This is a genomic window from Bradyrhizobium sp. Tv2a-2, from assembly GCF_000472425.1.
In the GTDB taxonomy this organism is placed as follows: Bacteria; Pseudomonadota; Alphaproteobacteria; order Rhizobiales; family Xanthobacteraceae; genus Bradyrhizobium.
The window spans coordinates 70185-94765 of the sequence record NZ_AXAI01000018.1 but is presented as its reverse complement, the minus strand read 5'-3'; the positions used below and the strand labels follow the sequence as shown (position 1 = coordinate 94765).

The 24581-nt window shown below is 62.9% G+C and carries 23 protein-coding genes; 11 read left to right on the top strand and 12 right to left on the bottom strand.

All coding sequences use genetic code 11. The features are described from left to right. Nucleotides 1-169 precede the first annotated feature (169 nt). The 3 genes from A3AI_RS0131005 (at nucleotide 170) to A3AI_RS0130995 (ending at nucleotide 3815) form a co-directional block, all read left to right on the top strand. Complete coding sequence (locus A3AI_RS0131005) at nucleotides 170-1342, top strand: M20 aminoacylase family protein (RefSeq protein ID WP_024519312.1); 1173 nt, start codon at nucleotides 170-172, stop codon at nucleotides 1340-1342. Continuing rightward, nucleotides 1335-2756, top strand: coding sequence for an amidase (locus A3AI_RS0131000; protein WP_024519311.1), 1422 nt, complete (start codon nucleotides 1335-1337; stop codon nucleotides 2754-2756). Before A3AI_RS0131005 ends, A3AI_RS0131000 begins: the two co-directional genes overlap by 8 nt. 168 nt (nucleotides 2757-2924) lie before the next feature. Continuing rightward, nucleotides 2925-3815 carry a crotonase/enoyl-CoA hydratase family protein gene (locus A3AI_RS0130995; RefSeq protein WP_024519310.1) on the top strand — a complete coding sequence of 297 codons (891 nt, stop codon included), beginning with the start codon at nucleotides 2925-2927 and terminating at the stop codon, nucleotides 3813-3815. A 229-nt stretch (nucleotides 3816-4044) separates the two neighbouring features. On the opposite strand, the gene A3AI_RS0130990 is transcribed toward A3AI_RS0130995, so the two are convergent. From A3AI_RS0130990 to A3AI_RS0130980, 3 genes are all read right to left on the bottom strand, one after another. Continuing rightward, complete coding sequence (locus tag A3AI_RS0130990; protein WP_024519309.1) at nucleotides 4045-5019, bottom strand: NADPH:quinone oxidoreductase family protein; 975 nt, start codon at nucleotides 5017-5019, stop codon at nucleotides 4045-4047. Next, nucleotides 5019-5627 (bottom strand): 2-hydroxychromene-2-carboxylate isomerase, encoded by a 609-nt coding sequence (locus A3AI_RS0130985; protein ID WP_024519308.1) that lies wholly within the window; start codon nucleotides 5625-5627, stop codon nucleotides 5019-5021. The genes A3AI_RS0130990 and A3AI_RS0130985 overlap by 1 nt, the downstream gene beginning before the upstream one ends. A 131-nt stretch (nucleotides 5628-5758) precedes the next feature. After that, nucleotides 5759-6463 carry a glutathione S-transferase N-terminal domain-containing protein gene (locus A3AI_RS0130980; protein ID WP_024519307.1) on the bottom strand — a complete coding sequence of 235 codons (705 nt, stop codon included), beginning with the start codon at nucleotides 6461-6463 and terminating at the stop codon, nucleotides 5759-5761. 107 nt (nucleotides 6464-6570) lie between these two features. Between A3AI_RS0130980 and A3AI_RS0130975 the strand changes: the two genes are divergently transcribed. Together A3AI_RS0130975 and A3AI_RS0130970 are read left to right on the top strand one after the other, a co-directional pair. Then, a complete protein-coding gene (locus A3AI_RS0130975; protein ID WP_024519306.1) occupies nucleotides 6571-7593 on the top strand; it encodes a methionine synthase in 1023 nt (340 codons plus the stop codon). Continuing rightward, nucleotides 7593-7808 (top strand): hypothetical protein, encoded by a 216-nt coding sequence (locus A3AI_RS0130970; protein WP_036050124.1) that lies wholly within the window; start codon nucleotides 7593-7595, stop codon nucleotides 7806-7808. The genes A3AI_RS0130975 and A3AI_RS0130970 overlap by 1 nt, the downstream gene beginning before the upstream one ends. Before the next feature lie 2 nt (nucleotides 7809-7810). On the opposite strand, the gene A3AI_RS0130965 is transcribed toward A3AI_RS0130970, so the two are convergent. The 3 genes from A3AI_RS0130965 to A3AI_RS0130955 all read right to left on the bottom strand — a co-directional run bounded on the left by A3AI_RS0130965 (nucleotide 7811) and on the right by A3AI_RS0130955 (nucleotide 9858). Then, entirely contained in the window at nucleotides 7811-8428 is a 618-nt protein-coding gene (locus tag A3AI_RS0130965) for a hypothetical protein (RefSeq protein WP_024519304.1), read from the bottom strand. Nucleotides 8429-8541: 113 nt separating this feature from the next. Continuing rightward, a complete protein-coding gene (gpt, locus tag A3AI_RS0130960; protein ID WP_024519303.1) occupies nucleotides 8542-9066 on the bottom strand; it encodes a xanthine phosphoribosyltransferase in 525 nt (174 codons plus the stop codon). A gap of 54 nt (nucleotides 9067-9120) precedes the next feature. After that, on the bottom strand, nucleotides 9121-9858 hold the full coding sequence (locus tag A3AI_RS0130955) for a competence/damage-inducible protein A (RefSeq protein ID WP_024519302.1): 738 nt from the start codon (nucleotides 9856-9858) through the stop codon (nucleotides 9121-9123). A gap of 244 nt (nucleotides 9859-10102) precedes the next feature. Here A3AI_RS0130955 and A3AI_RS0130950 point away from each other — a divergent pair, with 244 nt between their 5' ends. From A3AI_RS0130950 to A3AI_RS0130940, 3 genes are all read left to right on the top strand, one after another. Further along, nucleotides 10103-11521, top strand: a complete 1419-nt coding sequence (locus tag A3AI_RS0130950; protein WP_024519301.1) for a circularly permuted type 2 ATP-grasp protein — start codon at nucleotides 10103-10105, stop codon at nucleotides 11519-11521. 3 nt (nucleotides 11522-11524) lie between these two features. Next, complete coding sequence (locus A3AI_RS0130945; protein WP_024519300.1) at nucleotides 11525-12469, top strand: alpha-E domain-containing protein; 945 nt, start codon at nucleotides 11525-11527, stop codon at nucleotides 12467-12469. 204 nt (nucleotides 12470-12673) lie between these two features. After that, nucleotides 12674-13516, top strand: a complete 843-nt coding sequence (locus A3AI_RS0130940; RefSeq protein WP_024519299.1) for a transglutaminase family protein — start codon at nucleotides 12674-12676, stop codon at nucleotides 13514-13516. A gap of 67 nt (nucleotides 13517-13583) precedes the next feature. On the opposite strand, the gene A3AI_RS0130935 is transcribed toward A3AI_RS0130940, so the two are convergent. The 3 genes from A3AI_RS0130935 to A3AI_RS0130925 form a co-directional block, all read right to left on the bottom strand. Then, nucleotides 13584-15464: an AI-2E family transporter gene (locus A3AI_RS0130935; protein ID WP_024519298.1), complete on the bottom strand. Its 1881-nt coding sequence runs from the start codon at nucleotides 15462-15464 to the stop codon at nucleotides 13584-13586. A gap of 350 nt (nucleotides 15465-15814) precedes the next feature. Continuing rightward, a complete protein-coding gene (locus A3AI_RS0130930; RefSeq protein WP_024519297.1) occupies nucleotides 15815-16261 on the bottom strand; it encodes a hypothetical protein in 447 nt (148 codons plus the stop codon). An 8-nt stretch (nucleotides 16262-16269) separates the two neighbouring features. Continuing rightward, nucleotides 16270-16674, bottom strand: a complete 405-nt coding sequence (locus tag A3AI_RS0130925) for an ElaB/YgaM/YqjD family protein (RefSeq protein WP_036050121.1) — start codon at nucleotides 16672-16674, stop codon at nucleotides 16270-16272. 326 nt (nucleotides 16675-17000) lie between these two features. Here A3AI_RS0130925 and A3AI_RS46545 point away from each other — a divergent pair, with 326 nt between their 5' ends. Next, entirely contained in the window at nucleotides 17001-18680 is a 1680-nt protein-coding gene (locus A3AI_RS46545) for a TAXI family TRAP transporter solute-binding subunit (RefSeq protein WP_024519295.1), read from the top strand. Nucleotides 18681-18841: 161 nt separating this feature from the next. Here the strand turns inward: A3AI_RS46545 and A3AI_RS0130915 are convergent, their stop codons facing one another. The 3 genes from A3AI_RS0130915 to A3AI_RS0130905 all read right to left on the bottom strand — a co-directional run bounded on the left by A3AI_RS0130915 (nucleotide 18842) and on the right by A3AI_RS0130905 (nucleotide 22265). Then, complete coding sequence (locus A3AI_RS0130915; protein WP_024519294.1) at nucleotides 18842-20428, bottom strand: class I adenylate-forming enzyme family protein; 1587 nt, start codon at nucleotides 20426-20428, stop codon at nucleotides 18842-18844. Nucleotides 20429-20547: 119 nt separating this feature from the next. After that, entirely contained in the window at nucleotides 20548-21114 is a 567-nt protein-coding gene (locus A3AI_RS0130910; protein WP_024519293.1) for a cytochrome b, read from the bottom strand. An 86-nt stretch (nucleotides 21115-21200) separates the two neighbouring features. Next, on the bottom strand, nucleotides 21201-22265 hold the full coding sequence (locus A3AI_RS0130905; protein WP_024519292.1) for an SDR family oxidoreductase: 1065 nt from the start codon (nucleotides 22263-22265) through the stop codon (nucleotides 21201-21203). Nucleotides 22266-22529: 264 nt separating this feature from the next. Here A3AI_RS0130905 and A3AI_RS0130900 point away from each other — a divergent pair, with 264 nt between their 5' ends. Both A3AI_RS0130900 and A3AI_RS0130895 read left to right on the top strand, forming a co-directional pair. Continuing rightward, nucleotides 22530-22937, top strand: a complete 408-nt coding sequence (locus tag A3AI_RS0130900) for a cupin domain-containing protein (protein WP_036050140.1) — start codon at nucleotides 22530-22532, stop codon at nucleotides 22935-22937. Between the two features lie 62 nt (nucleotides 22938-22999). Further along, nucleotides 23000-24571, top strand: coding sequence for a 4-hydroxyphenylacetate 3-hydroxylase N-terminal domain-containing protein (locus tag A3AI_RS0130895; protein WP_051382543.1), 1572 nt, complete (start codon nucleotides 23000-23002; stop codon nucleotides 24569-24571). Nucleotides 24572-24581 lie beyond the last annotated feature (10 nt).

Below are 24581 nucleotides of genomic sequence, written 5' to 3'. Positions count from 1 at the left end.
TTCGGCGCTGCGCACCGCCCCGGACGGAGTCAAATTCTTCCCGCTCATACGTCATGCAAAAGTGGAATTGCTCCGCGCCTTGCGCTTGTTGCAATGACAGGTCTAACGTCGCGTTCCGGCCCGACTTTCAAACCTCAAGCTACATCTCGTTCAACCGGATAAGAGAGACATGCCGACCATCGACCGCATCCAAGGCTATGCCGACGAACTGACCGCCATCCGGCGCGACCTCCACGCCCATCCCGAGATCGGCTTCGAGGAGGTGCGCACCTCAGGCATCGTCGCGGAGAAGCTCGCGCAATGGGGCATCGAGGTGCATCGCGGTCTCGGCGGCACCGGCGTCATCGGCGTGCTCAAGGGCAAGGGCAATGGGGCCAAGCGCATCGGCCTGCGCGCCGACATGGACGCGCTGCCGATGGAGGAAAACACCAACCTGAAATGGCGCTCCACCATTCCAGGCCGCTTCCACGGCTGCGGCCATGATGGCCACACCACCATTCTGCTCGGCACCGCGCGCTACCTCGCCGAGACCAGGAATTTCGACGGCACCGTGCACTTCATCTTCCAGCCGGCGGAAGAAGGCCTTGGCGGCGCCCGCGCCATGATCAAGGACGGGCTGTTTGCGAAATTCCCCTGTGACGAGGTTTACGGCCTGCACAACGCGCCCGACCTCAATCACGGCGAGATCGCGATCCTGCCGGGGCCGGCGATGGCCGGCGCCGATTTCTTCGACATCATCATCCAGGGCTATGGCGCGCATGGCGCGATGCCCGAGCGGTCCAAGGACGCGGTGATCATCGCGATGACGGTGGCCCAGGCGCTGCAGAGCATTGTCAGCCGCAACGTCGATCCGATGCATCCGGCGGTGCTGTCGATCACCCAGATCCACGCCGGCTCCGCCTACAACGTGATCCCCGGCGAAGCCAGGCTCTGCGGCACCGTGCGTGCCTTTTCGGACGAAGCACGCGCCTTGATCCGCGAGCGCATGCGCGCGATCTGCACCGGCATGGCGACCGCCTTCAGTTGCGAGATCACGGCCGATATTCGTGACACTTTCAGTGTTCTCGTCAATCAGGAGGAGCAGTCACGCGTGGTCGAGGAGGTTGCGCGCACCGTCGTCGATCCCGCCAAGGTGTTCACCCGCTCCAAACCCAAGATGGGCAGCGAGGATTTCGCCGACATGATGCAGACGGTCCCCGGCGCCTATTTCTGGATCGGCCACGACGGATCGGTGCCGGTGCACAATCCCGGCTATGTGCTCGACGACAAGATTCTGCCGATCGGCGCCAGCATGTTCGCCCGCATCATCGAAACCCGGCTTCCGGCAGGTTCCCATGCATAGCGAGGGAAACGACGAGACTGTCACCTCGCTGCACGACCTGTCCGCCGTCGATCTGATGGCCGGCTATCGTGCCAAGCAGTTCTCGCCCTCCGAGGTGATGGAGGAGGTGCTGGCGCATATCGAAACCTGGGAGCCGCATCTGAAGGCGCTCTACGCGTTCGATCCCGACGGCGCGCGCGCCGCCGCGAAGGCCTCGACGGACCGCTGGCAGAAAGATGAGAAGACCGGCTCCCTCGATGGCGTGCCGGTCACCATCAAGGACAATGTCGCCACGAAAGGCCAACCGATTCCGCTGGGCGCGGCGAGCATCAAACTTGTCCCCGCGGCGGTGGACGCGCCGCCCGCGGCGCGCCTGCGCGAGGCCGGCGCGATCATCTTCTCCAAGACCACCATGCCGGATTACGGCATGCTGTCGTCGGGGCTCTCAAGCTTCCATCCACTCACGCGCAACCCCTGGGATCTCTCCAAAAATCCCGGCGGATCGAGTTCGGGGGCCGGTGCCGCCGCCGCAGCAGGCTATGGCCCGCTGCATCTCGGCACCGATATCGGCGGCTCGGTGCGGCTGCCGGCCTGCTGGTGCGGGCTTGTGGCATTGAAGCCGAGCCTCGGGCGTATCCCGATCGATCCGCCCTATGTCGGCCGCGTCGCAGGTCCCATGACGCGGATCGTCGACGATGCCGCGCTGATGATGACCGTGCTGTCCAAGCCCGATCGCCGCGATGGCATGAGCCTGCCACCCAACGACATCAACTGGAAGGCCCTGGAAAAGTCGCCGCGCAAGCTCAGGCTCGGGCTGATGCTCGATGCCGGCGCCGGACAGCCGCTGGAGAAGCCAGTGCGCGAGGTGGTGGTGAAGGCCGCGAAAGCCTTCGAATCCGCGGGCGCCGTCGTCACCGAGGTCGACGGCATCGTCAACCGCGAGATGCTGGAAGGCCTCGACAATTTCTGGCGCGCGCGGATGTGGGACGATCTGAGCAAGCTCGAACCGGCCGAACGCGCCAGGACGCTGCCCTACATCCTCAAATGGGGCGAGCGGGGCGCAAAACTGACGGGCGTCGACGTGGTCCGCGGCTTCAACGCCACCATGGCGATCCGTGCGGCGGCCGCAAAGCTGTTCTTCGACCTCGACTACGTGATCTCGCCGGTGTCGCCGGTTGTGAAGTTTCCGGCGGAGTTCGCCTCTCCCCTCAACGATCCGGACAAGCCGTTCGAGCACATCTGCTTCACCGTGCCGTGGAACATGGCGGAGAATCCCGCCGTCTCCATCAATGGCGGCTATGATGCCGATGGTTTCCCGATCGGCGTGCAGATCATCGGCCGCCGCTTCGACGATCACGGCGTGCTGGCGATGGCCAAGACGTTCGAAGTCCTGCGCGGCCCGCAGCGGCCGTGGCCAAGCCCGCCGAAGAGGTAACTACACGCTCCGTCGTTCCGGGGCACGCGAAGCGGGAACCTCAGGTGCGCAATTGCGCATTGGGAAACCTCGAGATTCTCAGGTGCGCAATTGCGCACCATAGTTCGGTGCTGACGCACCGCCCCGGAATGACGGCGCAAAAACAAGAATCAAACGAAGGAAACACCCATGGCCTACGAGACCATCACATACGAGGTCGCCGAAAACATCCTCACCATCACGTTGAACCGGCCCGACAAGCTCAACGCCTTCAACGCGACCATGCAGCAGGAATTGATCGACGCCTTCGACCAGGCGGACAAGGATGACGAAGTCCGCGCGATCATCGTCACCGGCGCGGGCCGCGCCTTCTGCGCCGGCGCCGATCTGTCGTCCGGCGCCAACACCTTCGACCGCGACGCGCGGCGCGGGCCGGTGAAGCGGCTGGCTGACGGCAAGGTCGATTACAGCGACGCAAATGTGCGCGATGGCGGCGGCCAGGTCACGCTGCGGATCTTCAAGAGCCTCAAGCCCGTGATCGCCGCGGTCAACGGCGCGGCCGTCGGCATCGGCGTCACCATGCAGCTTGCGATGGATATCCGCATCGCATCGACGGAGGCGCGGTTCGGCTTCGTGTTCTCCCAGCGCGGCATCGTGCCGGAGGCGGCGTCGAGCTGGTTCCTGCCGCGCATCGTCGGCATCTCGCAGGCGCTGGAGTGGTGCTACACCGGCCGCGTCTTCCCGGCGCAGGAGGCACTCGCCGGCCGCCTCGTCAGCAAGGTGGTGCCGCCCGAAGAGCTGTTGACGACGGCGCGCGCGCTGGCACGCGAGATCGCGGCCAAGACCGCGCCGGTCTCGGTCGCCCTGATCCGCCAGATGATGTGGCGGATGCTCGGTGCGGACGATCCGATGGAAGCGCACAAAGTCGACAGCCGCGGCATCTACACCCGCGGCCGCTCCGAGGACGTCAAGGAAGGCGTGACGGCGTTCCTGGAGAAGCGCCCGGCGGTCTTCAAGAACAAAGTCTCCGCCGACATGCCCGACTATTTTCCGTGGTGGGACGAGCGAGAGTATAAGTAGGCTTTCGTCGCCCCGGCGAAAGCCGGGGACCCATAACCACAGGACTCAGTTTTGTGAAGGCTGTTTGCTCTCGTCATGGCCGGGCTTGTCCCGGCCATCCACGTCGTGCCGCGAACAAGTTCAAAGACGTGGATGCCCGGGACAAGCCCGCGCATGACGGAGGAGAGAGTTCGCGCTCCAACTGCGCCCTTGCGGTTATGGGTCCCGGGTCGCATACCCGGGACAAACACTACATCACCAGCGCCACCCGCCCGATTGCCTTGCGCTCGGTCAATAGCCGCATCGCTTTCGCAGCATCTTCCAGCGGCAGGCGATGCGAGACGTTGGGGCGGATGCGGCCCTCTTCCGCCCATCGCAAGAGCGCAGCCAGCCGCGCCTCGCCCAGCGCCGGATTTTTTCGCGCGGCCTCGCCTGCGCGAACGCCAAGCACACTCGCGCCTTTGATCAGCACCAGGTTGGTGCGGGCGAGCCCGATGCCGCCGGTGAAGCCGATCACGAGCAGCCGCGCGCCCCAGGCGATGCAGCGCAGGCTGTTCTCGAAGATCTCGCCGCCGACGGGATCGAACACGACATCGACGCCACGCCCGCCGGTGATGCGCTTCACCGCGTCGCGAAACGCTTCGCGGGCATAGAGCACGAGATGATCGGCGCCGCGCGCCTGCGCGACCGCGAGCTTCTCTTCCGACGACGCCGCCGCGATCACGGTCGCACCGAGCAGCTTTCCCATCTCGACCGCGGCCAATCCCACGCCGCCACCCGCGCCATGCACCAGCAGTAACTCGCCGGCCAGAAGCTGTCCGCGATCGACCAGCGCGTGATGAGCCGTGCCATGGGCGGCGAGAAAGGTCGCGCCTTCCGCATAGTCGAAATTGTTCGGAAGCCGCGTGAGCTGCGCGGGCGAAACCACCGCCTCGTCGGTATAGGCGCCGTGCCGCATCTTGACGATCACCCTGTCGCCGACGGCCACGCCTTGCACGGCCGCGCCAACCTCGATCACGTCGCCCGCGGCCTCTACTCCCGGCGTGAACGGCAGCTCCGGCTTGAGCTGATATTCGCCCGCCGCCATCAGGATATCAGGGAAATTGATGCCGGCCGCACGAACCGCGACGCGCACCTCGCCTTCGCGCGGAGGACGCGAGGCGAACTCTTCCAGCCGCAGCCGCTCCGGCGGGCCCAGCTCGCGACAGACGACAGCTCTCGGCATCAGGCGGCGCGCTCCTTGCGGCGCGCGAGCGCCTCGCGGACCAGCGGCAGGCGGTCGTTGCCGAAATACATGTCGGTCTTGTCGAGGAAAATGGTCGGCGAGCCGAAGCCGCCGCGCGCCATCACCTCGTCCGTATTGGCCTTGAGCTGGTCCTTGATCGCCTGCTGACCGATCCCGGCAAAGAATTTCTCAGCGTCGACACCGACGCGCCTGCAGACCTCGGCCAGCACCGCGTCCTTCGAGATGTCCTGGTCCTCGCCCCAATAGATCTCGAACACCGCGCGCGCGAACGGCACCACGTGCTTGCCGAGAAAGATGCAGCCGCGCATCGCCTTCACGCTGTTCACCGGAAATACCGTCGGCCGCATCTTGATGGCGAGGCCCGCCGAGCGCGCCCAGTCCGCCATGTCCTTTTTCTGGTAGGCGAGCTTGGCCGGCACCGGATTTTCCCGCGTGGCGTAGACGCTGGGATTGATGGTGTTGAAGATGCCGCCGACCAGGATCGGCCGCCACGAAATCTCCGCGCCGAACTCTTTCGCCAGCGGCTGGATGTTGTGGAAGGCGAGATAGGTCCAGGGACTGGAGCAGTCGAAGAAGAACTCGATCATGGGCGTTTTCCTCGTTTTGATTCGCTTTTTCTCAAATCGTCATTGCGAGCGAAGCGAAGCAATCCAGACTGTCTCCGCGCGAGCATTCTGGATTGCTTCGTCGCTTCGCGCCTCGCAATGACGGCGGAACGTCACTTCCTCTCCGCCACTTCCTTCGCGCGCTGGCCGAACATGTTGCGCCTCGCCTCCTCGTCGAACGGCTCCTTGACGAACTTACCGATCGCAAGCCCCGCCTGCACCTGCGGCCGCGCCCGCACCGCGGCGTACCAGCGCTTGACGTTGGGGTAATCATCGAGCGTAAAACCCTGTGCCTTGTGGGTCATAGTCCAGGGAAAGCAGGCGATGTCGGCGATGGAATAGTCCACGCCCGCGACATAGGCGCCGGTCTTGCCGAGCTGGACGTCGAGCACGTGATAGAGCCGCGCCGCCTCGTCGCGGTAGCGCTCGATGGCGTAAGGGATCTTCTCGGCAGCATAGAGCGCGAAATGGCCGTGCTGGCCGAGCATCGGCCCCAGGCCTGACATCTGCCACATCACCCATTGGACGACCTTGGAGCGGCCACGCAGGTCCTTCGGCAGGAAGCGGCCGGTCTTCTCGGCGAGGTAGATCAGGATCGCCCCCGTCTCGAACACCGAGAACGGCTCGCCGCCGTCGGCCGGCTCATGGTCGACGATGGCGGGAATCCGGTTGTTCGGGCTGATCGCCAGGAATTCGGGCCGGAACTGCTCGCCGGCGCGGATATTGACCGGAATGACCGTATAGGGAAGCCCGAGCTCCTCCAGCATGATCGAGATTTTCCAGCCGTTCGGCGTCGGCGCGTAGTGCAGGTCGATCATGGCTTGCCCTGGTATGGCCGTCCCTGTGGGCCGACCTTGGTCGTTCTGTACCTCGAGCATAAGACATGGCACAGAGGGGCTCAATCAGCCAAAACCGGGAGGGCTCCATGCTGTTTCCAACCACCATCGCAGGCTCCTTGCCGAAGCCGGAATGGCTTGCCGAGCCCAACATCCTCTGGGCGCCCTGGAAGGCCCAAGGCGAGGCGCTCGCCCGCGCCAAACGCGACGCGACGCTGCTCTGGCTCAAGCTGCAGGAGGACTGCGGCATCGACATCGTCACCGAGGGCGAGCAGTCGCGCCAGCACTTCGTGCATGGGTTTCTCGAAAAGATCGAGGGCATCGATTTCGCCCATAAGGTCGAGATGGGAATCCGCAAGGACCGCTACAAGGCGATGGTGCCGCAGGTGGTCGCGCCCTTGAAGCTGAGGGGTCGCGTGCATGCCGACGAGGCCCTCGTCGCCCGCACGCATACATCGCGCAAGCTGAAATTCACTTTGCCTGGCCCGATGACCATCATCGACACCATCGCCGACCGCCACTATGGCGACCGCGTCAAGATGGCCTTTGCCTTTGCCGAGCTGTTGAACGAGGAGGCAAAGGCGCTGCAAGCCGATGGGGTCGACCTGATCCAGTTCGACGAGCCCGCGTTCAACGTCTACATGTCCGAGGTCAATGAATGGGGCATCAAGGCGCTGGAGCGCGCCGCCGAGGGCCTGACCTGCGCGACCGCCGTGCATATCTGCTACGGCTACGGCATCAAGGCCAACACCGACTGGAAGCAGACGCTTGGCAGCCAGTGGCGGCAATATGAGGAGATTTTCCCGGCGATCGACAAGAGCAGCATCCAGCAGGTCGCGATCGAGTGCCGCAATTCGCATGTGCCGATGGAATTGTTGCAGCTCTTGCCGAACAAGGTGGTGCAGGCCGGTGTGATAGATGTCGCCAGCGACGAGGTCGAGACCGCGGAAGACGTGGTCAGGGTGGTTGAGGCCGTGCTGAAATTCGTGCCCGCAAGCAACGTGATCGCGACCACCAATTGCGGCATGGCGCCGATGCGGCGGGAGATCGCGGAAGCCAAGCTCGGTGCACTGGGCGCAGGCGTAAAACTCGCGCGCGAGAAGCTCGGCTGATGCGGCGCCTTGTCTTGCTCGTCGGGCTCGCTGTGGCGGCAGGCACCGCGCGTGCGGCCGACGAGCGCGCCTTGCTCAATCATTGCAGGGCGCTGGTAGCGCAGGCCTCCGCCGCCGATAACGCCGAGGTCCAGCATTGCCGGCAGGTCATCCGCGAGTGGACGCTACGCGACTCCCGCATGAGCGTCGATGAGGAGGGCCGGCCGCTGCGCTGAAGCTATGGTCTCGCGCTCGGATGCAGCACGGGCCGGTAACCCGCCATGAACGCGCGCAAGGTCGAGGGCGGCGTCAGCAGCAGCGGATCCTGCAGGGGAGCGGAGACTTCGCTGTAGCCTCCTGCCGACCAGCGCAGCGGACTGCCCTTCGACATCACAAAACTAGCGCCGCCCGCCTGCACCATCGCGCCGTCAGGCAATTTGGCCAGCGGCATCGGCAGCGAATGCGACCGCTTGCTGCGGCCATCGAGCCGCTCGCGATGCAGCACCGCATCGATGTCAGGCGCCAGCAGTTCGCGCCGGCCGTTGCCCTTCTCCCACGCCGCGCGAAACCGGTTGGCATCGTCGCGGCGGCAGTAGAAGCAGGGCCGGTGGCCGGCGGCGAAGGCGGTGGCCTCATCGAGAAAGAACAGCTCGGTCCAGCTGCGGCGCGTCATGACCTTTCGCCGGCGGCCGCGGAATTCGATGACACAGGTGAGCCATGCCGGCGACGACCAGCGCTTGGTCAGGAGCGTTTGGGTTGCGGGATCGTGGATGATGCCGCGATTGCCGGTGAACAGCCCCCGCTCGGGTGTGGCGATGATCTCACCGGTCGGGGTGACGCGGTTTTGCAGGGGCATGTGTTCGCCCCGCTATTCCGCTGCCGTCATTCCGGGGCAATGCGCAGCATCGAGCCCGGAATCTCGAGATTCCGGGTTCGCCTCTTCGAGGCGCCCCGGAACGACGACAAACATCACGCCGCGCCGTCGCGGATCGGGGGCTGGAACGACAGCGCGGTGTCCCAGGGGAAGAAGATCCAGGTGTCCTGCGACACCTCGGTGATGAAGGTATCGACCAAAGGCCGTCCCTTCGGTTTGGCGTAGACAGTGGCAAAATGTGCGTCCGGCAGCAGGCGGCGCACGAGCTGTCCGGTCTTGCCGGTATCGACGAGATCGTCGACGATCAGAAGCCCCTTGCCGGTGCCGCCGCCGAGTCTGGCGGATTCCTCCGAAATCCCCTTCAGCACCTTCAGGTCGCCCTGCTTGTCGTGGTCATAGCTTGCGATGCAGACGGTATCGATGACGCGCACGCCGAGCTCGCGCGCGACGATCGCCGCCGGCACCAGCCCGCCGCGGGTGATCGCGATCACCGCATGGAACGGCCCGACCTCGTTGAGCCGCCAGGTCAGCGCCCGGCAATCCCGGTGGAACTGGTCCCACGACACCGGAAACGCCTTGCCCGCCCGCTCCTGGGCGCTCAGCGTCGTTTCCCCGTTCATCGGTTCTCTCCTGCCAATGGCGGCGATCTGCCGCTGTATAAAATCGCTTCCCTGCTAGCGGCTCACGTTCAAACCCGCCAGCATTTCCTTCACCTCGTTCATCGCCGCGGCGAGCTTGTCCGGATCGCGCGAGCGCACCACGAGATTGGTGTTCGGCTTCTTCTCATCGTCCATGAATGGATAGCTACCGATGATGGTATCGGGATGAGCGGCCGCGATCGCCCGCAATGGCCCGCCGATGTCGCCTTCCCTGGCATTGGCGCGCACGGAATCTGACAGCATCTTCACGCCCGATTTCAGCTTGGGCGAGATGATGTCCATCATCGCCTGCATGATCGAAGGCACGCCGGCCATCACGATGACATTGCCGAGCTTGAAGCCAGGCGCCAGGATCGTGGCGCTCTGGATCAGCTCGGCGCCGTCGGGAATCCGCGCCATGCGCAGCCGCGCCTCGTTGAGCTCCTGCTCGCTCCAGCGCTCGCGAAAGCGCGCCACCACCTCCGGGTGATGGTCGATGCCGACGCCGAACGCTCTCGCCACGCTGTCGGCGGTGATGTCGTCATGGGTCGGGCCGATGCCGCCGGTGGTGAAGACATAGGTGTAACGCTCCCGCAGCGCATTCAGCGCGGCGACGATGTCCGCCTCGTCATCGGCGACGATGCGGACCTCCTTCAGGTCGATCCCGATATTGGTCAGGTACTCCGCGATAAAGCCAATGTTCTTGTCCTTGGTCCGTCCGGACAGGATCTCGTCGCCGATCACCAGAATCGCGGCCGTGACGATATCGGTCATGAACTACTCCCCAACCTTACTTTTTGTCCCGTCCCTTTTAGGGGCCCGCAGTCGCCGGGCCAACACCTTGAAGTCACGGGGTTTTGCCGCCGAAATAAGCACAGGGAAGCCATTTTTTCAGGCAAGTCCCTCAGCGTCCACACCAAATGCCGCCGCCCAATGCATATCGCGCTGGCCCAGCCCTTGCTACCATCCCTTTCGGTCATGCACTGTTAGCCACGGCAGGAGGGGGTCGTCAGGATCTATGGCAGTTGCGTTCGACGAGATGAACGGTCCCGGCGGTGACGTCCGCTCGGCCTACCAGGAACTCTCCCGCTGGCTGAAGGAGACGCCGCCGGACGCCCTTCAATACCGACGGCAGGAGGCGGAGCTCTTATTCCGCCGCATCGGCATCACCTTCGCAGTTTACGGCGACTCCGACGCCCAGGAACGGCTGATCCCCTTCGACGTGATCCCGCGCATCCTGTCGGGAAAGGAATGGACCGTCCTGGAGAAGGGACTGAAGCAGCGGGTGCGTGCGCTCAACTTGTTCCTGCGCGACATCTACCATAACCGCGACATTCTCCGCGCCAACATCATCCCTGACGACCTGATCTTCCAGAACCCGGTGTTCCGGCCGGAGATGAACGGCCAGGACGTGCCGCACGACGTCTATGTCCACATCGCCGGCATCGACATCATCAGGGTCGACGACAACGACTTCATCGTGCTGGAGGACAATGCGCGCACGCCCTCGGGTGTATCGTACATGCTGGAAAACCGCGAAATCATGATGCGGCTGTTCCCGGACCTGTTCGCCCGCCATCGCGTCGCGCCCGTCGAGCGCTATCCGGACGAGCTGTTGTCCTGCCTGCGCTCGGTCGCACCCAAGAGCGCGGCCGCCGAGCCCACCGTCGCCTTGATGACGCCCGGCATCTACAACTCCGCCTATTACGAGCACTCCTTCCTGGCCGACAAGCTCGGGATCGAGCTGGTCGAGGGACGCGACCTCATCGTCAAGAACGACGAGGTGTTCATGCGCACCACCGAGGGCCTGAAGCGTGTCGACGTCATCTACCGCCGCGTCGACGATGATTTCCTCGATCCCCTCACCTTCCGCCCGGATTCGGCGCTCGGCGTGCCCGGGCTGATGTCGGCGTATGCCGCGGGTAACATCACGCTGGCCAACGCGGTCGGCACCGGGATTGCCGACGACAAGGCGATCTATTCCTACATGCCTGACGTCGTGAAGTTTTATCTCGGCGAAGAACCGATCCTGAAGAACGTGCCGACCTGGCGCTGCCGCGAGCCGAAGGACCTGTCCTACGTGCTCGACAATCTCGGAGATCTCGTGGTGAAGGAGGTGCACGGCTCCGGCGGCTACGGCATGCTGATCGGCCCGGCCGCGACGAAGGCGACCATCGAGGCGTTCCGCGACAAGCTCAAGCGCGAGCCGGAAGGTTTCATTGCCCAGCCGACACTGGCGCTGTCGACCTGCCCGACCTGCGTCGAGTCCGGTCTTGCGCCGCGCCATGTCGACCTCCGCCCCTTCGTGCTGACGGGGCGCGACCGCACCACCATCGTGCCGGGCGGCTTGACCCGCGTGGCGCTGAAGGAAGGCTCGCTCGTGGTGAATTCGAGCCAGGGCGGCGGCACCAAGGACACCTGGATATTGGACGAGTAATTCATGCTGTCACGCACGGCCGAAAACCTGTTCTGGCTCGCCCGCTACGTCGAACGGGCCGAATATATCGCGCGCACCATCGACGCGACGTTGCGCGTCACGGCGCTGCCCGCCGCCTACATCGGCAAGACCAATGAATGGGAGTCGGCGCTGCTCACCGCCGGCGTCAGCCAGAGCTTCTACGAGGCCTATGGCGAGGCCAACGAGCGCAACGTCATCGAATATCTGTCATTCAATGCCGAAAACCCGTCCTCGATCAGGAACTGCATCGAGGCTGCCCGGCTCAATTCACGCTCGGTACGCACCGCGCTGACCAGCGAGATGTGGGACACCATCAACGGCGCCTGGATCGAGCTGCAGGAGGTCTGGAGCAAAGGCACCACGAGCCGCGAGGAGCTTGCGCGCTTCCTGCGCTTTGTCCAGGAGACGTCGCTCCGCTTCGACGGCTCGGCGTACCGGACCATGCTGCGCAACGACGCCTACTGGTTCTCGCGGCTGGGCGTGCATCTGGAGCGCGCCGACAACACCGCGCGCATCCTCGACGTCAAATATCACGTGCTGTTGCCGGAAGAGGAGCATGTCGGCGGTCCGCTCGACTTCTATCAATGGACCTCGATCCTGCGCTCGGTTTCGGCGCTTACCGCCTATCACTGGGTCTATCGCGAGACGCTGAAGCCCTGGCTGATCGCGGACCTGCTCATCCTCAACGACTCGCTGCCGCGCTCGCTGGCGAGCTGCTACGGCAATCTGGTGCGCAATCTCGACCAGATCGGCGTCGCCTATGGCCGCCAGGGGCCGGCCCAGCGCCACGCCCGCGGCGTCCGCAACCGGCTCGAGCACAGCCACATGGACGATGTGTTCCAGCACGGCGTGCACGAGTTCATCCAGGAGTTCATCGCCGACAACGCGCGACTGGGCGAGATCGTCACTAAGCAGTATCTGATTTGATGGGTACGGCAGGGCTACGACCGACGTCGTCGTCGCCACCGTCATTCCGGGATGGTCCGAAGGACCAGACCCGGAATCTCGAGATTCCGGGTTCGATGCTTCGCATCGCCCCGGAATGACGGTATGACACACAAATGTCCGCGCTAACGCCGGGCATGACGACTGCGGTCTAGACCTTGCCGCCGAGCCATACGTTGGACCGCCATGCGCCTGAAAATCTTCCACTCCACCACCTACCGCTACGACCCGCCGGCCTCCAGCGTGATCCAAATCCTGCGCATGACGCCGGGCAGCCATGACGGCCAATATGTCGCGGAATGGCAGATCGACATCTCCACGGACTCCCGCCTCGACGTCCACGAGGACGCCTTCGGCAACGTCACTCATGTGATGACCCATGGCGGGCTCGCCGACCTCACCATCACGGTCGAGGGGCTGGTCGAGACCCATGACAATGGCGGCGTCCTGCGCGGCACCGACGAGCGCTTTCCGCCGCATCTGTTCCTGCGCACGACCCCGCTCACCGCCGTCAACCCGGCAATGGCGGCGTTTGCGCGCGAGCTGCGCAGCGAATCCGAGCACGACGTGCTGGGGTTCCTGCATTCGCTGATGACCCAGGTCAACGAGCACATGACCTTCGACGAGGATCCGACCCATAGCGGGACCTCGGCGGTCGAGGCCTTTGCGCTCAAGCGCGGCGTCTGCCAGGACTATGCGCATATCTTCATTGCCTGCGCGCGCAGCGCCGGCGTGCCGGCGCGCTTCGTCTCCGGCCATTTCCTGCGCTCCGACGGCATGGTCAACCAGGAGGCCGGCCACGCCTGGGCGGAAGCGTTCGTGCCCGATTTGGGCTGGATCGGGTTCGACGCCGCCAATTGCATCTGCACCACGGACGCCCATGTCCGTGTCGCGATCGGCCTCGACTATCTCGGCGCGGCACCCATACGCGGCACCCGCTATGGCGGTGGCGCCGAGACGCTGTCGGTCGAGGTCAAGGTCGAACAGGCCGGCCGTCCGGGACAGTGGCAGTCGCAAACGCAGTCGTGAGGCGACGCCCCCGCTAACCGCCGCTCCCACCCAGACTTCGGCTGGAGTTCGCGGCCTCGTTGCGTGTCTATGTATGAGCCGCAGAAGCTCTTGCGGGCGCCTTGGTTCGAGGCTCCTGATCCGCCGTGGTCGCCTCCTGCAGAATAATGGCTGCAGCCTGATGAAAGCTGCGGGCAAAGTCATCGGCACCGACCGCATTCTTGAGTTCGGCGCCCGCTTCGTCGTCCTTGGCCGACCAAAGCCCGAGCAGGAGCTTGGCGCGCGGCGCCCGGCTCTTCAGCCGGCGCGCCGCGAAGTGGATGTGGGCCGGCGTTCTCATGTCGACACTGGACACGCACATCAAGGCGACGCCTGAAAGGTCGAGGTTGCCGATGTTGCAAGCCGTCAGCATCTCTGCGCGCTCGACGCGCGCCGGTATGCCGTGCATCTCGACCAGCGTCGAAAACATGGCCGCGGCCGCCTGATCGAGTTCAGTGCGAGCTCCGATCACCAACAGCGGCTTCGGGGATTGCCAGCTCCGAGCCAGCTGGCCCGCGTCGAGCACCGGCAGCTTGGCGGCCGATGTCGTTGTCGACATATCGGCTTCCTTGCAGGCAAGCCAATGTTCATGAGCAATGTCGGCCGAAAGAGCCTCGACAGTCTCGCGCATGTGGATTTTCTTATCATCCTCCAGAACGCCGCGCTCGGCGTCCTTTTGCGCCAGCATCAGGGCGGGGCGCACGACTTCATCGCAATAGCCTGACAGCGAATGTGTCGTCATGTACGACTTGGCTTGCTCGATGGCTTCGATCGGATCGCGTGCCAGCATGCGCTGATAGAACCCCTCTGCCTCGGACAGCGCCGGCTTGTCGCCGAGCAGGACATCGAAGAATTTAAGTGCATCGACATGGCGTCCAAGCACGACCAGGATGACCGTCAGGGGCACTGCGAGCACCAGTCCGACCGGCCCCCAGAGCCAGGCCCAGAAGGTCGCCGCCACCACCACGGCCACGGGCGACAGGCCGGTCGAATGCCCCTGGATCACCGGCTCGATGATTTGGCCGGTGATGATCTCAAGTCCCAGAAATAATGCAATCGTCCACACCATCATCGACCAGCCGGGGTCGACCGACACGGACAGCGCCACCGGAAAGATCAAGCCGAGGATGGGTCCGATAAAGGGGATGAAGCGGAGAATTCCCGCAAGGACTCCCCAGACGAACGGGCTTGGAATTCCAATGACCGCCAACCCAAGACCTACGAGGATGCCAAATCCCGTGTTGATCGCGAGTTGCGCCAGGAACAGTCGGCTCAACCGACGCGCGGCGTCGTCGATGGCAGCGGTGGTGTGCGGAATATCGGTCGAGCCGGCAAGGCGGATCAGCCGATCGCGAAGGTCCTCGCGCATCATGAGAATGAAGATCACGAACACGATGATGATCGCGGTCGTGGCGAGCGGGCCAAGGAGCGGGTCGATCAGCTTGCTCAGGAGGCGAAGTGGAGCGCCCCTGGGCTCACGCACCTCGACCGGAATAGCTGCCGTCTGCTCCTCTTGAACGGCGGCTTCCTCGGAAGGCTTTTGCGGGCCGCCTCCGAGCTGCTTGCTCAGATCTACCAGAACCTGTTGCGCCCGTTCCAGGGTGCCGCCTGTCCCGACGCCTTGGAGGCGATCGATCTTTGCGCTGATCGTTGCTTCATAGCGTGGCAGATCCTTGGCAAGGCGGCTGACCTCGCGCGCCATGAAGCTGCCGAGCGCGAAGATGGCGAAGAAAGTCAGCAGCACAACGGCCGCGACAGCGAGCCCGCGCGGGACTCGTCGGTTCTGCAGCATCCGAACCGGCGGCGCCAGCATAAATCCCAGGATGCAAGCGAGCCCAATCGGGAGCAGCACTTCGCGTGCCAGATACAAGGTAGCCACGATGATAACGGTAATCAGCATGGCATTGAGCGTCGAAGACGACGAACCCATGACCGATCCTCCAACGAATGATGCGGTCAACTGCCGAGCACAAGCTGCTTCGGAACCGCATCGCAGTCCTCCGGCACGGCTCTGTGCCGTCATCACGCGTCTTGTCGGGCAGGTTCGCGGTGTCTTTTATTTTCAGTCGCGAGCGCCGCAAACGCCTCGACCTATTTCCGCGGCTTTTCCCGATGCCGCGCACCAATAACGCTTCGATGCTAACGGAACAGTCTGCTGCTGGTCAACCTGCGCCGCCATGGAATCATTGCAAATTCTTCCTCGCTGGACCGATCAGACAAAGACGCAGCCGCGACCGTTGACGCCAATGATGTCCGCAACGCGCCCACGATCGACGCGCGTTAGCTGCGGGCTCTGGAACCTGATCGAGACGACTTCGATGATTGAGAGAATTTGGACACGGCAATCAAGCCACCTGCCAACAACAGCGCGAGGGGCGCTGCTTTACGGGAACCAAGCGTTCTCAGGATCTCAAGACCAGTGGAGACAATCATCGGATCCTGCAGCAATTGCGCAGCACTTGTGGCACCTGCTCTAGCATCCTGCTCTGCTTCTTTTCGTCGCAAGAGCCGTAACCAGATCAGTGCCGCCAGCGCCACGACCAGATAGGCGCCGCCAAGAACCAGCGAGGCGACAATCGCGTTGTACCTCTCACTGATCAGCGCATATGCGGCCAAATTGAAGAAGAACAACGCTATGGCGCCCGCGACACCCGCAATCGCTTCCCACATGAAGTGTTTGAAGGTGCGATCGAGCCTTCCTGTCAATATACTCGGCATTTTGATCATTCCGACAGCTATCTGTGCAAGGCAGCGCCAACAAGGAAGCCAAGCCCAACGGCAAGCGCAAGCGTCGCAATTGGTCGCTCGCGCAGCGAATGCTCGACGGCATCGGCGATATTCTCGCTGAATTCATGGATGGCGTCATGGCTACCGCTGGCGTCAGAAACTGCGCTCTCGAATTTCGTACGAATCTGGCCGAGTCGGCTCTTCAATTCATCAGATCCGTACTGATCCGACGTTTCCATCAGCCTTGTCACCTCTGCCGTGAGCGCGCCGAACTCCTCGCGCAGGGACTGCAGGTTCTGCTTCGCTGTTGTCATGATGCCACCTACTGTTGTCAGCCAACACTTGCGTGGGCCGGGCGCCGAACGATGATTATGGTGGATGCCGCCGCCAATGCTTGAAGACACGAACGGCATCTGATCTTTCATTATGCAGAAGAAAGGCAAAGCTGACACTGCTCTCGGTGGCCGTCAAAAGGACACCAATACTGACCTGTCGTAGAGGTTGCGCCGTCACGAGAAAGCGACGCGAATGTCGCTCCCGGCATCCGACCGGCGTATGATGGACGTTGGGCCTGAGTCTGGTGGCGGTTCAGATCAAGCGCGACGGGTGCATTTCAAGCCCCAGCCCGGCGGCCGGCAGTTATCGAGCCCGCGTAGAGCGGCGACAAGCGCACGCGCCCGCGACAATGTCGCGCGAATAACCGTGAGGCCGAACCATGAGGCGATGGCTTCTCGCTTGGTTGAACAGCCTGACAGCCGCTGAGCTCGCTCTCGTCTTTTGCGGGCTCTTTTTTGTGATCACCCTTGTCGGCATTGCGCTTATTCATCCTCATATGCGCAAGGCGGTTCATGGCAAAAGGCAGGCCAACGATGTGGTGATTTTCGTCGCCGCAAACTACGGGGTCATCTACGCGGTGCTGCTTGGCCTGCTGGTCGTTGCGACCTTTCAGATCACGAAAGACCTGCAGGATCACATCTCCATGGAAGCCTCGAGTCTGGCGACAATGTACCGCAGCACCGATGCGTACCCGGAACCGCTGCGAAGCGAACTGCGCGCGCAACTGCGTGACTATACCCACTATGTCATCGAGAAGGACTGGCCGGCGCACCGCCAGGTGCGCGTCCTCGTCGGCGGCGATCATCGATTGCAGGCGATCCGACAGAAGCTGTTCGCGTTCGAACCGAAAACTGCGTCTCAAGCAGAGATTCATCGCGAGATGCTGCGCTATTTCAACACCATGAATGTTGCCCGGGAGCAGCGGGAAGGCGCGGTATTCTCATCAATTCCGGATGTCCTTTGGTATGTCCTCCTGATCGGCGCCCTGGTCACGATCGTGTTTCTGTGGATGCTTCATATGGATCTGCTGCCACAGATCCTTTTCGGCGGCATTACCGCAATTTTTCTCGGTGTCATGATGTTCCTCATCTATGCGATGGATCATCCGCTGCAGGGCGCGGTCAGCGTTGGTCCCGATGCGTTTCAATCGGTCTACGATCTGGAAATGAAATGGGAGGACGTCGCCACCAAGGCGACAACCGTGTCGCTCGGCACCGGAGAATTGAATGGCGTCTACTATCCCGTCGGCGAGGCCATCTGTGAGATTATCGACCGGGACACGAATAAATATGGCGTGCGCTGTTCGGCCGAGGGAACTCCAGGCTCTGTTTACAACCTGGAGGCAATTCGTAGCGGAGACCTTGAATTCGGCATCATCCAGTCGGACGTCGCCTATGCCGCCTACAATGGGGAGGGAGCCTACACCGACAAGCCGTTCGATCAACTGCGTTCGGTGATGGTCCTCTACCCCGAACTGGTCACCATCCTGGTGCGAGCGGATTCCGGTATTCGCGGGATCGGCGACCTCGTAGGCCGGCGCATCAATGTTGGTCGCGTCGGCGGCGGCGCATTCGCGACCTGGGGCACCATCGAAGCAGCGCTTGGTTGGACGGATAGGCAGAAGGCGCAAATCAGCGACTTGCCCGCCGATGCGGCGTCGCACGCCCTTTGTACCGGCGAGATCGACGCGAATTTATGGGTCATTGGCCATCCCTCCGCAACGGTGGGGAGGCAGTTCGCCGCATGTGCGACGAGTTTTGTTGAGGTGAGCGGGCCCGAGATCGATGCTCTCGTTTCGGGCGCTCCCTACCTCATAAAGGCATCGATACCAGGGAAACTCTATGGGCTAGCCGCCGACACGCCAACGATTGGTACCGACGCCGTCGTGATGACCTCGGCGAACGAGAATGCAAAGGCCGTCGCCGCGTTCGCTCAGGCACTCATTGCGCGGAGCAACGACTTGAAGACCAGGCATCCGGCACTCGCGGGCTTAACCGTCGAAGAGATGACCGGCAGCAATTTTCCCGTGCCGCTCCATCCGGCTGCGAGCCAAGTCTATAAAGATCTGGGTTTATTGAAGTAGCTTGCCCGCGCCACGCCGTGGTTTGGCCTCCGCCCGGCGCATTCGCGGACGGCCGGGACAGTGGCAGAGCCAGACGCAGTCGTGAGTGTCTGGCGGTCGCGGCACGAGATTTCCGGGTTCGCGCTTTCTGCGTGCCCCGGAATGACGTCTCTCCTGCGGAGTTACCGCCTCGCGACCCGGCGCGCGCGGCGTTCGCCGCCCGCGCGCGAGGGCGCGGCTTCAGACGGAGAGCCAGCGCCGTCGTCCTCGGCAATCATTCTCTCCAATGCCCTGCGATCGACCTTGCCCATCGCGTTGCGCGGCAACGCATCGATGACCCTTAGGCCTTCGGGCACCTTGAAGGCTGCAAGGCGTCCGGCGACGTTCTGAAGAATCTCGGCGACGACGCTTTTCTTCGCGCCAGCCGTCAGCTTGACAAAGGCGAACACGCGCTGGCCGAGCACCGGATCAGGCTTGCCAACCACGCCCGCCGCCTCGACCGCCGGATGGCTGGCAACCACGGCATCCTCGATTTCGGTGGGCGAGATATTGGTCCCGCCGCGAATGATGATGTCCTTCTTGCGCGACACGAACCACAGTTCATCTCCCTCCCCGCGCCGCATCAGGTCGCCGGTGCAGTACCAACCGTTCTTCAGGCTTTGCGCTGTCGCCGCCGGATCGTTCCAGTAGCCGATGAAAACATTCTCGCCGCGGATCAGGAGCTCACCCATCTCGCCATCCGCAACATCGTCACCATTCCCGTCCACCAGCCGAATTTGCGCGTCCTTGGCAACGCGAGCCACGGGTCCGGGTTGCAGTCCGAAGGCCAGCTGGCCTGCGACCTCGGTTGCCGCCCAAACGTTGCGAAGCGGCGCGCCCAAGGCCACCGTGACCCGCTTCTGCAGATCGACCGGACAGACGTCAGCTCCGGTCAGACAAAGTCGCAGCGACGACACGTCGCGCGGCCTTGCCTGCTGTGCCTCAAGCAATCCCGCGTATTGATAAGGAAAACCGACCAGCCAAGTGCAGCGGTGGCGCTCGATACCATCAAGCACAATATCGGGGTCCGCGGTCTGGAGCATGATGAAGGGGGCCCCGGTCTGCACGTAGCTCAGCGACAGATAAAGGCCACTGCCATGTGCCAACTGCAATGGCGAAGCGATGACGTCATCCGCTGAAAAGCCGAAACTCCCGCCGAGGATGCCCGACATTGCCGCAAGCGTATCCTGCGTATGCATGACGAATTTCGGCTGGCCAGTACTGCCGGAGGTATTGATCAGCACTGCGGGCTCATTTGACGCAGGGATCGGCAAATCCCCATGTGCGGACTGTTTCAGCGCTTCCCACGATCGCACACCGTACGTACCACCGTTTTCATCGAGGACGATGCGCTTCTCTCGAGGAAGGAGCGTGGTGTCGACCGCGGCAACATTGGGATAGAGCAAGGTCTCGCCAATATAGAGCGCAGGCTGGAGCCGCTGAAGCATGGGCAGGAGCTCGGCGAACTTGAACGCGGTACGGAACGGCGCCGCAATCGCACCCAGCCAGAAACAGGCATAGTAGGCCACGAGCATCTCGGGCCGGTTCATCATATGCAGCACGACGCGGTCGCCCACCTTGACGCCGCTGGCCGCAAGGCCGCGCGCGACACGTTCGGATTCCTCGGCGAGCCGCCGATATGTCCACACATCGTCTTGAAAGATGAAGGCCGTGCTTTCACCGCGGGATCGCGCGCGCTGCATCAACACTTCGACCGGAAGAGTCGTCATTGGAATCTCCTATGGACTGGTCGATTCCAACACTGATCAGGTCGCATGACTGCGCGATTTCAAATCCGGAGCAAAACGATTGCAGATGTAAGGAACACGCGATACCGCCCGACATCATCTCAGGATGTGGAATTGTGCCCAGACTCTCTTTCGCCCGGACCAGGCCACATCCTGGTGAGGATGTTGTCTCTGAGCACGTAATGATGAAGCAGAGCCGCACCGGCATGGCCGAGCGCGACCACGATCAGGATATTCGCGGCCACTTCGTGCCATGCGTTGACATGGCGCATGAACTGGTCGTCGCCGAGCCTTGGGAAGCTGACGACATTGAAGAGCGGAAACGCATGTGCGAACACGTCGAGAATGCCCAGCGCAACGATCATGATCAGCAGCGCCTCCAACATGTGATGCGTTGCGGTCGCCAGTGCTCGGAAGACCCCGCGCTCCGTTGGAGCGGTTCTACGATGCATCCTCCTCCAGAACACGCCGGCCAGCACCACCGCGGAAAGGACAAAACCCTGCACCACGTGTATGGACCAGATATCGACGCGCAACGCACCGCGAGGCAGAAGAGGCGCGGTCTTGCCAATGACAAACTGGATTGCAACCATAACTGCCGTCGCCCAATGCAATCCAATCGTCAGCCTGTCGTAGCCTTCCTGATGGAGTTTCGGGATTTCGGCCATTGTCGTCCAAGATAAGCCGCCCCCACGATTTCAGACTGCGGATATGTCGGCCGAGCGCGAGACGCTGCGAGGGCCAGCCGCCTCGCTCACGGAATGACTCGCATGCCACGCAGCGTCGTGAACAGGTCGAAGAAGCTTTCATCCGTCGCCTGGTAATCCAGGAAGCCCAGCCGACGGCTCTTGCTCATGTCGGTGACAACCTCGATCGGGCGACCGAGATCCGCGTCGGTGTGCCACATCGACGCCACCCGGCTGAGGTCCGGTTCGGCCAGATGATGTTTGCGCGCGATCTCGGCCCAAATCGGACCGGCATCGCTCATCTGCCGCTCAAGCGGAGCGCCCTCGCCCGGAAACGCGGCCGGCTGCAGCCCAAACCAATCAGCCAAGCGCCCCCACATCCACTTCCATCGAAACACGTCGCCATTGACGACGTTGAAAGGCTGGTTACGGGCAGCGTCCGTCGTGGCCGCCCATACCAGATGTCTGGCCAGCAGTCTGGCGTCCGTCATATCGGTCAGCGCATTCCACTGGGTCGCGGAGCCCGGAAACAGAAACGGGCGTCCGGTCTCGCGGCAAATGCTGGCATAGGCTGCGAGCGTGGTACCCATGTTCATGGCATTGCCGAGAGCGAAGCCTATGATCGTATGCGGCCGGTGGACGCTCCAGGAAAAGCCGTCGCGTTTCGCCCCAGCGAACAGCTCGTCCTCCTGCGCGTAATAGAAATTGTCGATATCGAGCCGGGGCTGCTCTTCCCGAAAAGGCGTAGCGATCGCTGCGCCTCGGGCATAGGCCTCGAACGGCCCGAGATAGTGCTTCAGGCCGGTGACGAGCGCGACGTGTCTGACCGAGCCGGCAGGCGACAACGCATCCAGCAGATTGCGCACCATCGCGGAGTTGACACGGATATTCTCTGCCTCGGTCTGCTGCCTCAGCCAAGTGCTGAAGAAGACATGGGTCGGACGCAGATCGCGCAGCGACGAACGGAGCAGCTCAACATCCAATAGATCAGCTGTGATCGGCAACAAGCCGGGGATATCGGTCGGCGGCCTGCGTGCCAGCCCGTACACCTTCCACCCCCGTTCGCGGAGGTATCGGCCAAGATTGCTGCCGACGATGCCGCTCGCCCCAACCACAAGCGCGGAACTTTCCATCTTCCCACCTCTTCCGACCTAGCCGAGATAGGCGCCGATTGAGCCCGGGCAATCCGAATCCCTATTTCGTGATGCCGCCGCGAGCCGGCGCATCTGGATGGTTGGCTCGCCGGCTTCACGCGTAACATTCTCCGCAGCCAATGTCGTGCAGCGCGCGTGCGCCCACGATAAGTTTATTGAGAGTTCATTGGCTTGCGCGACCGTGCCGCGCCATAGCTGCGGGCGATCATCGCCTCGGGCTGCGATACCATGGATGAGGTGGCAATGAACCAGGAAACGTTCAGGACCAAGAGCCTTGGCACGCGGCCCGACGCGAAGGCACCCGATGGATCCGACGTTCGGTTGCTGCTGCAGATGACCCGAGGCAGCATGGCCCACTTTGCATCGAGCCCACGCAAAGCTTCGCGCGCGGTCGCTCACAAGACGATCGAGGAGATCTGGTTCTTCTTGAGCGGCAAGGGTCGTATGTGGCGTCGTAATGGTCGACATGAAGAGGTCGTGGAGGTCATCCCGGGCGTGTCGATCAGGATCCCGACGGGCACCCAATTTCAGTTCAGAAATAATGGTGATGAACCGGCCGAAGCCATCGGCGTCACTATGCCACCCTGGCCCGGCGCCAACGAAGCGTTCCATGTCGAAGGATTCTGGGAATCGACCGTCGATCCGTCCTAGCACGACGCGTTGACTCCATTCTCGGCTGATTGGTCGCGGACCCGCACAAGGCACAGGAAAACGTGGCATCGTCAATTCTGCCGGAGCGCACCGGTAATTCCGAAGTCTCGCACCCGCAAACCGGGGCGGAATACCTGGATTCGTTGCGCGACGATCGCGCCGTTTACATCTATGGCGAGCGGGTCAAGGACGTCACCCGACATCCGGCCTTCCGCAACACCGCGCGCATGGTCGCCCGCCTCTACGACGCGCTGCATGATGACAAGCGCAAGGGCAAGCTCCTGCTGCCGATCGAGGCCGGCAATGGCGGCATGACTCACGCCTTCTTCAAGGCGCCAAAGACCATGGACGAGCTGATCGCGGGTCGCGACGCGATCGCCGAATGGGCGAGGATCACCTATGGCTGGATGGGCCGCGCACCGGACTATAAGGCCGCATTCCTCGCGGCGCTGGGAGCGAACGCGGACTTCTATGCACCTTACCAGGACAACGCCAGGCGCTGGTACAAGTTCAGCCAGGAGCGGGTCCCCTTCGTCGGCCACGCCATCATCCATCCGCCTGTCGATCGCGACCGTCCGCCGAACGAAGTCGCCGATATCTGCTGCCATGTCGAGAAGGAGACCGATGCCGGCCTCATCGTATCAGGTGCCAAGGTCGTCGCGACCGGATCGGTGCTGACCAACTACACTTTCGTCGCCCATCACGGCCTGCTTCCGCTCCAGGACAAGAGCTTCGCAGTCGTGTTCGTGGTGCCGACCAATGCGCCCGGCGTGAAGCTGATCTGCCGCACCTCCTACGAGATGACAGCGAGCGTGATGGGGAGTCCGTTCGACTATCCGATCTCGAGCCGGCTAGACGAAAATGATGCCGTATTCATCCTCGACAAGGTGCTGGTGCCCTGGGAGAACGTGTTCGTCTATCGCGACATCGAGAAGGCGAACAATTTCTTCCCGCGTACCGGCTTTTTGCCACGTGCCCTGCTGCACGGTTGCACGCGCCTTGCCGTCAAGCTCGACTTCATCAGCGGGCTTCTGTTGAAGGCAGTCGAGGCCGCCGGTACCAAGGACTACCGCGGCGTCCAGGCGAATGTGGGCGAGGTCATCGCCTGGCGAAACCTGTTCTGGAGCCTGTCGGATGCGATGGTGCGCAATCCCAAACCGTGGATCGGTGACTATGTGCTACCCAGCATCGATCCCGGCAATGCCTACCACATCATTGCCACGATGGCTTACACAAAGGTGAAATACCTGATCGAGCAGACGGTTGCCTCTGGCCTGATCTACCTCAACAGTCACGCCAGAGATTTCAAAAGCGGAGAGATCCGCCCCTATCTCGACCGATACTTGCGCGGCTCTAACGGCTACGGGGCCAAGGAGCGCGTCAAACTGCTCAAGCTGCTGTGGGATTGTCTCGGCAGCGAATTCGGCGGACGCCACGAGCTCTACGAGATCAACTACGGCGGCTCGAGCGAGGAGGTCCGCCGCTACTGCCTGTTCGGCGCGGAGGCGTCGGGAAATGCCGACCGCTTCAAGGGCTTCGCCGAGGCGTGCATGGCCGAATACGACCTTGACGGCTGGAAGGCGCCCGACCTCACCGATCCCGGCGAACTCAGCTATCACATGCTTGGAAAGTAACTCGCGGCCT

Coding starts and splice junctions, on each gene's coding strand:
- A3AI_RS0131005 (WP_024519312.1), top strand. CDS start 170: ATGCCGACCATCGACCGCATCCAAGGCTATGCCGACGAACTGACCGCC.
- A3AI_RS0131000 (WP_024519311.1), top strand. CDS start 1,335: ATGCATAGCGAGGGAAACGACGAGACTGTCACCTCGCTGCACGACCTG.
- A3AI_RS0130995 (WP_024519310.1), top strand. CDS start 2,925: ATGGCCTACGAGACCATCACATACGAGGTCGCCGAAAACATCCTCACC.
- A3AI_RS0130990 (WP_024519309.1), bottom strand. CDS start 5,019: ATGCCGAGAGCTGTCGTCTGTCGCGAGCTGGGCCCGCCGGAGCGGCTG.
- A3AI_RS0130985 (WP_024519308.1), bottom strand. CDS start 5,627: ATGATCGAGTTCTTCTTCGACTGCTCCAGTCCCTGGACCTATCTCGCC.
- A3AI_RS0130980 (WP_024519307.1), bottom strand. CDS start 6,463: ATGATCGACCTGCACTACGCGCCGACGCCGAACGGCTGGAAAATCTCG.
- A3AI_RS0130975 (WP_024519306.1), top strand. CDS start 6,571: ATGCTGTTTCCAACCACCATCGCAGGCTCCTTGCCGAAGCCGGAATGG.
- A3AI_RS0130970 (WP_036050124.1), top strand. CDS start 7,593: ATGCGGCGCCTTGTCTTGCTCGTCGGGCTCGCTGTGGCGGCAGGCACC.
- A3AI_RS0130965 (WP_024519304.1), bottom strand. CDS start 8,428: ATGCCCCTGCAAAACCGCGTCACCCCGACCGGTGAGATCATCGCCACA.
- gpt (WP_024519303.1), bottom strand. CDS start 9,066: ATGAACGGGGAAACGACGCTGAGCGCCCAGGAGCGGGCGGGCAAGGCG.
- A3AI_RS0130955 (WP_024519302.1), bottom strand. CDS start 9,858: ATGACCGATATCGTCACGGCCGCGATTCTGGTGATCGGCGACGAGATC.
- A3AI_RS0130950 (WP_024519301.1), top strand. CDS start 10,103: ATGGCAGTTGCGTTCGACGAGATGAACGGTCCCGGCGGTGACGTCCGC.
- A3AI_RS0130945 (WP_024519300.1), top strand. CDS start 11,525: ATGCTGTCACGCACGGCCGAAAACCTGTTCTGGCTCGCCCGCTACGTC.
- A3AI_RS0130940 (WP_024519299.1), top strand. CDS start 12,674: ATGCGCCTGAAAATCTTCCACTCCACCACCTACCGCTACGACCCGCCG.
- A3AI_RS0130935 (WP_024519298.1), bottom strand. CDS start 15,464: ATGGGTTCGTCGTCTTCGACGCTCAATGCCATGCTGATTACCGTTATC.
- A3AI_RS0130930 (WP_024519297.1), bottom strand. CDS start 16,261: ATGATCAAAATGCCGAGTATATTGACAGGAAGGCTCGATCGCACCTTC.
- A3AI_RS0130925 (WP_036050121.1), bottom strand. CDS start 16,674: ATGCCGTTCGTGTCTTCAAGCATTGGCGGCGGCATCCACCATAATCAT.
- A3AI_RS0130915 (WP_024519294.1), bottom strand. CDS start 20,428: ATGACGACTCTTCCGGTCGAAGTGTTGATGCAGCGCGCGCGATCCCGC.
- A3AI_RS0130910 (WP_024519293.1), bottom strand. CDS start 21,114: ATGGCCGAAATCCCGAAACTCCATCAGGAAGGCTACGACAGGCTGACG.
- A3AI_RS0130905 (WP_024519292.1), bottom strand. CDS start 22,265: ATGGAAAGTTCCGCGCTTGTGGTTGGGGCGAGCGGCATCGTCGGCAGC.
- A3AI_RS0130900 (WP_036050140.1), top strand. CDS start 22,530: ATGAACCAGGAAACGTTCAGGACCAAGAGCCTTGGCACGCGGCCCGAC.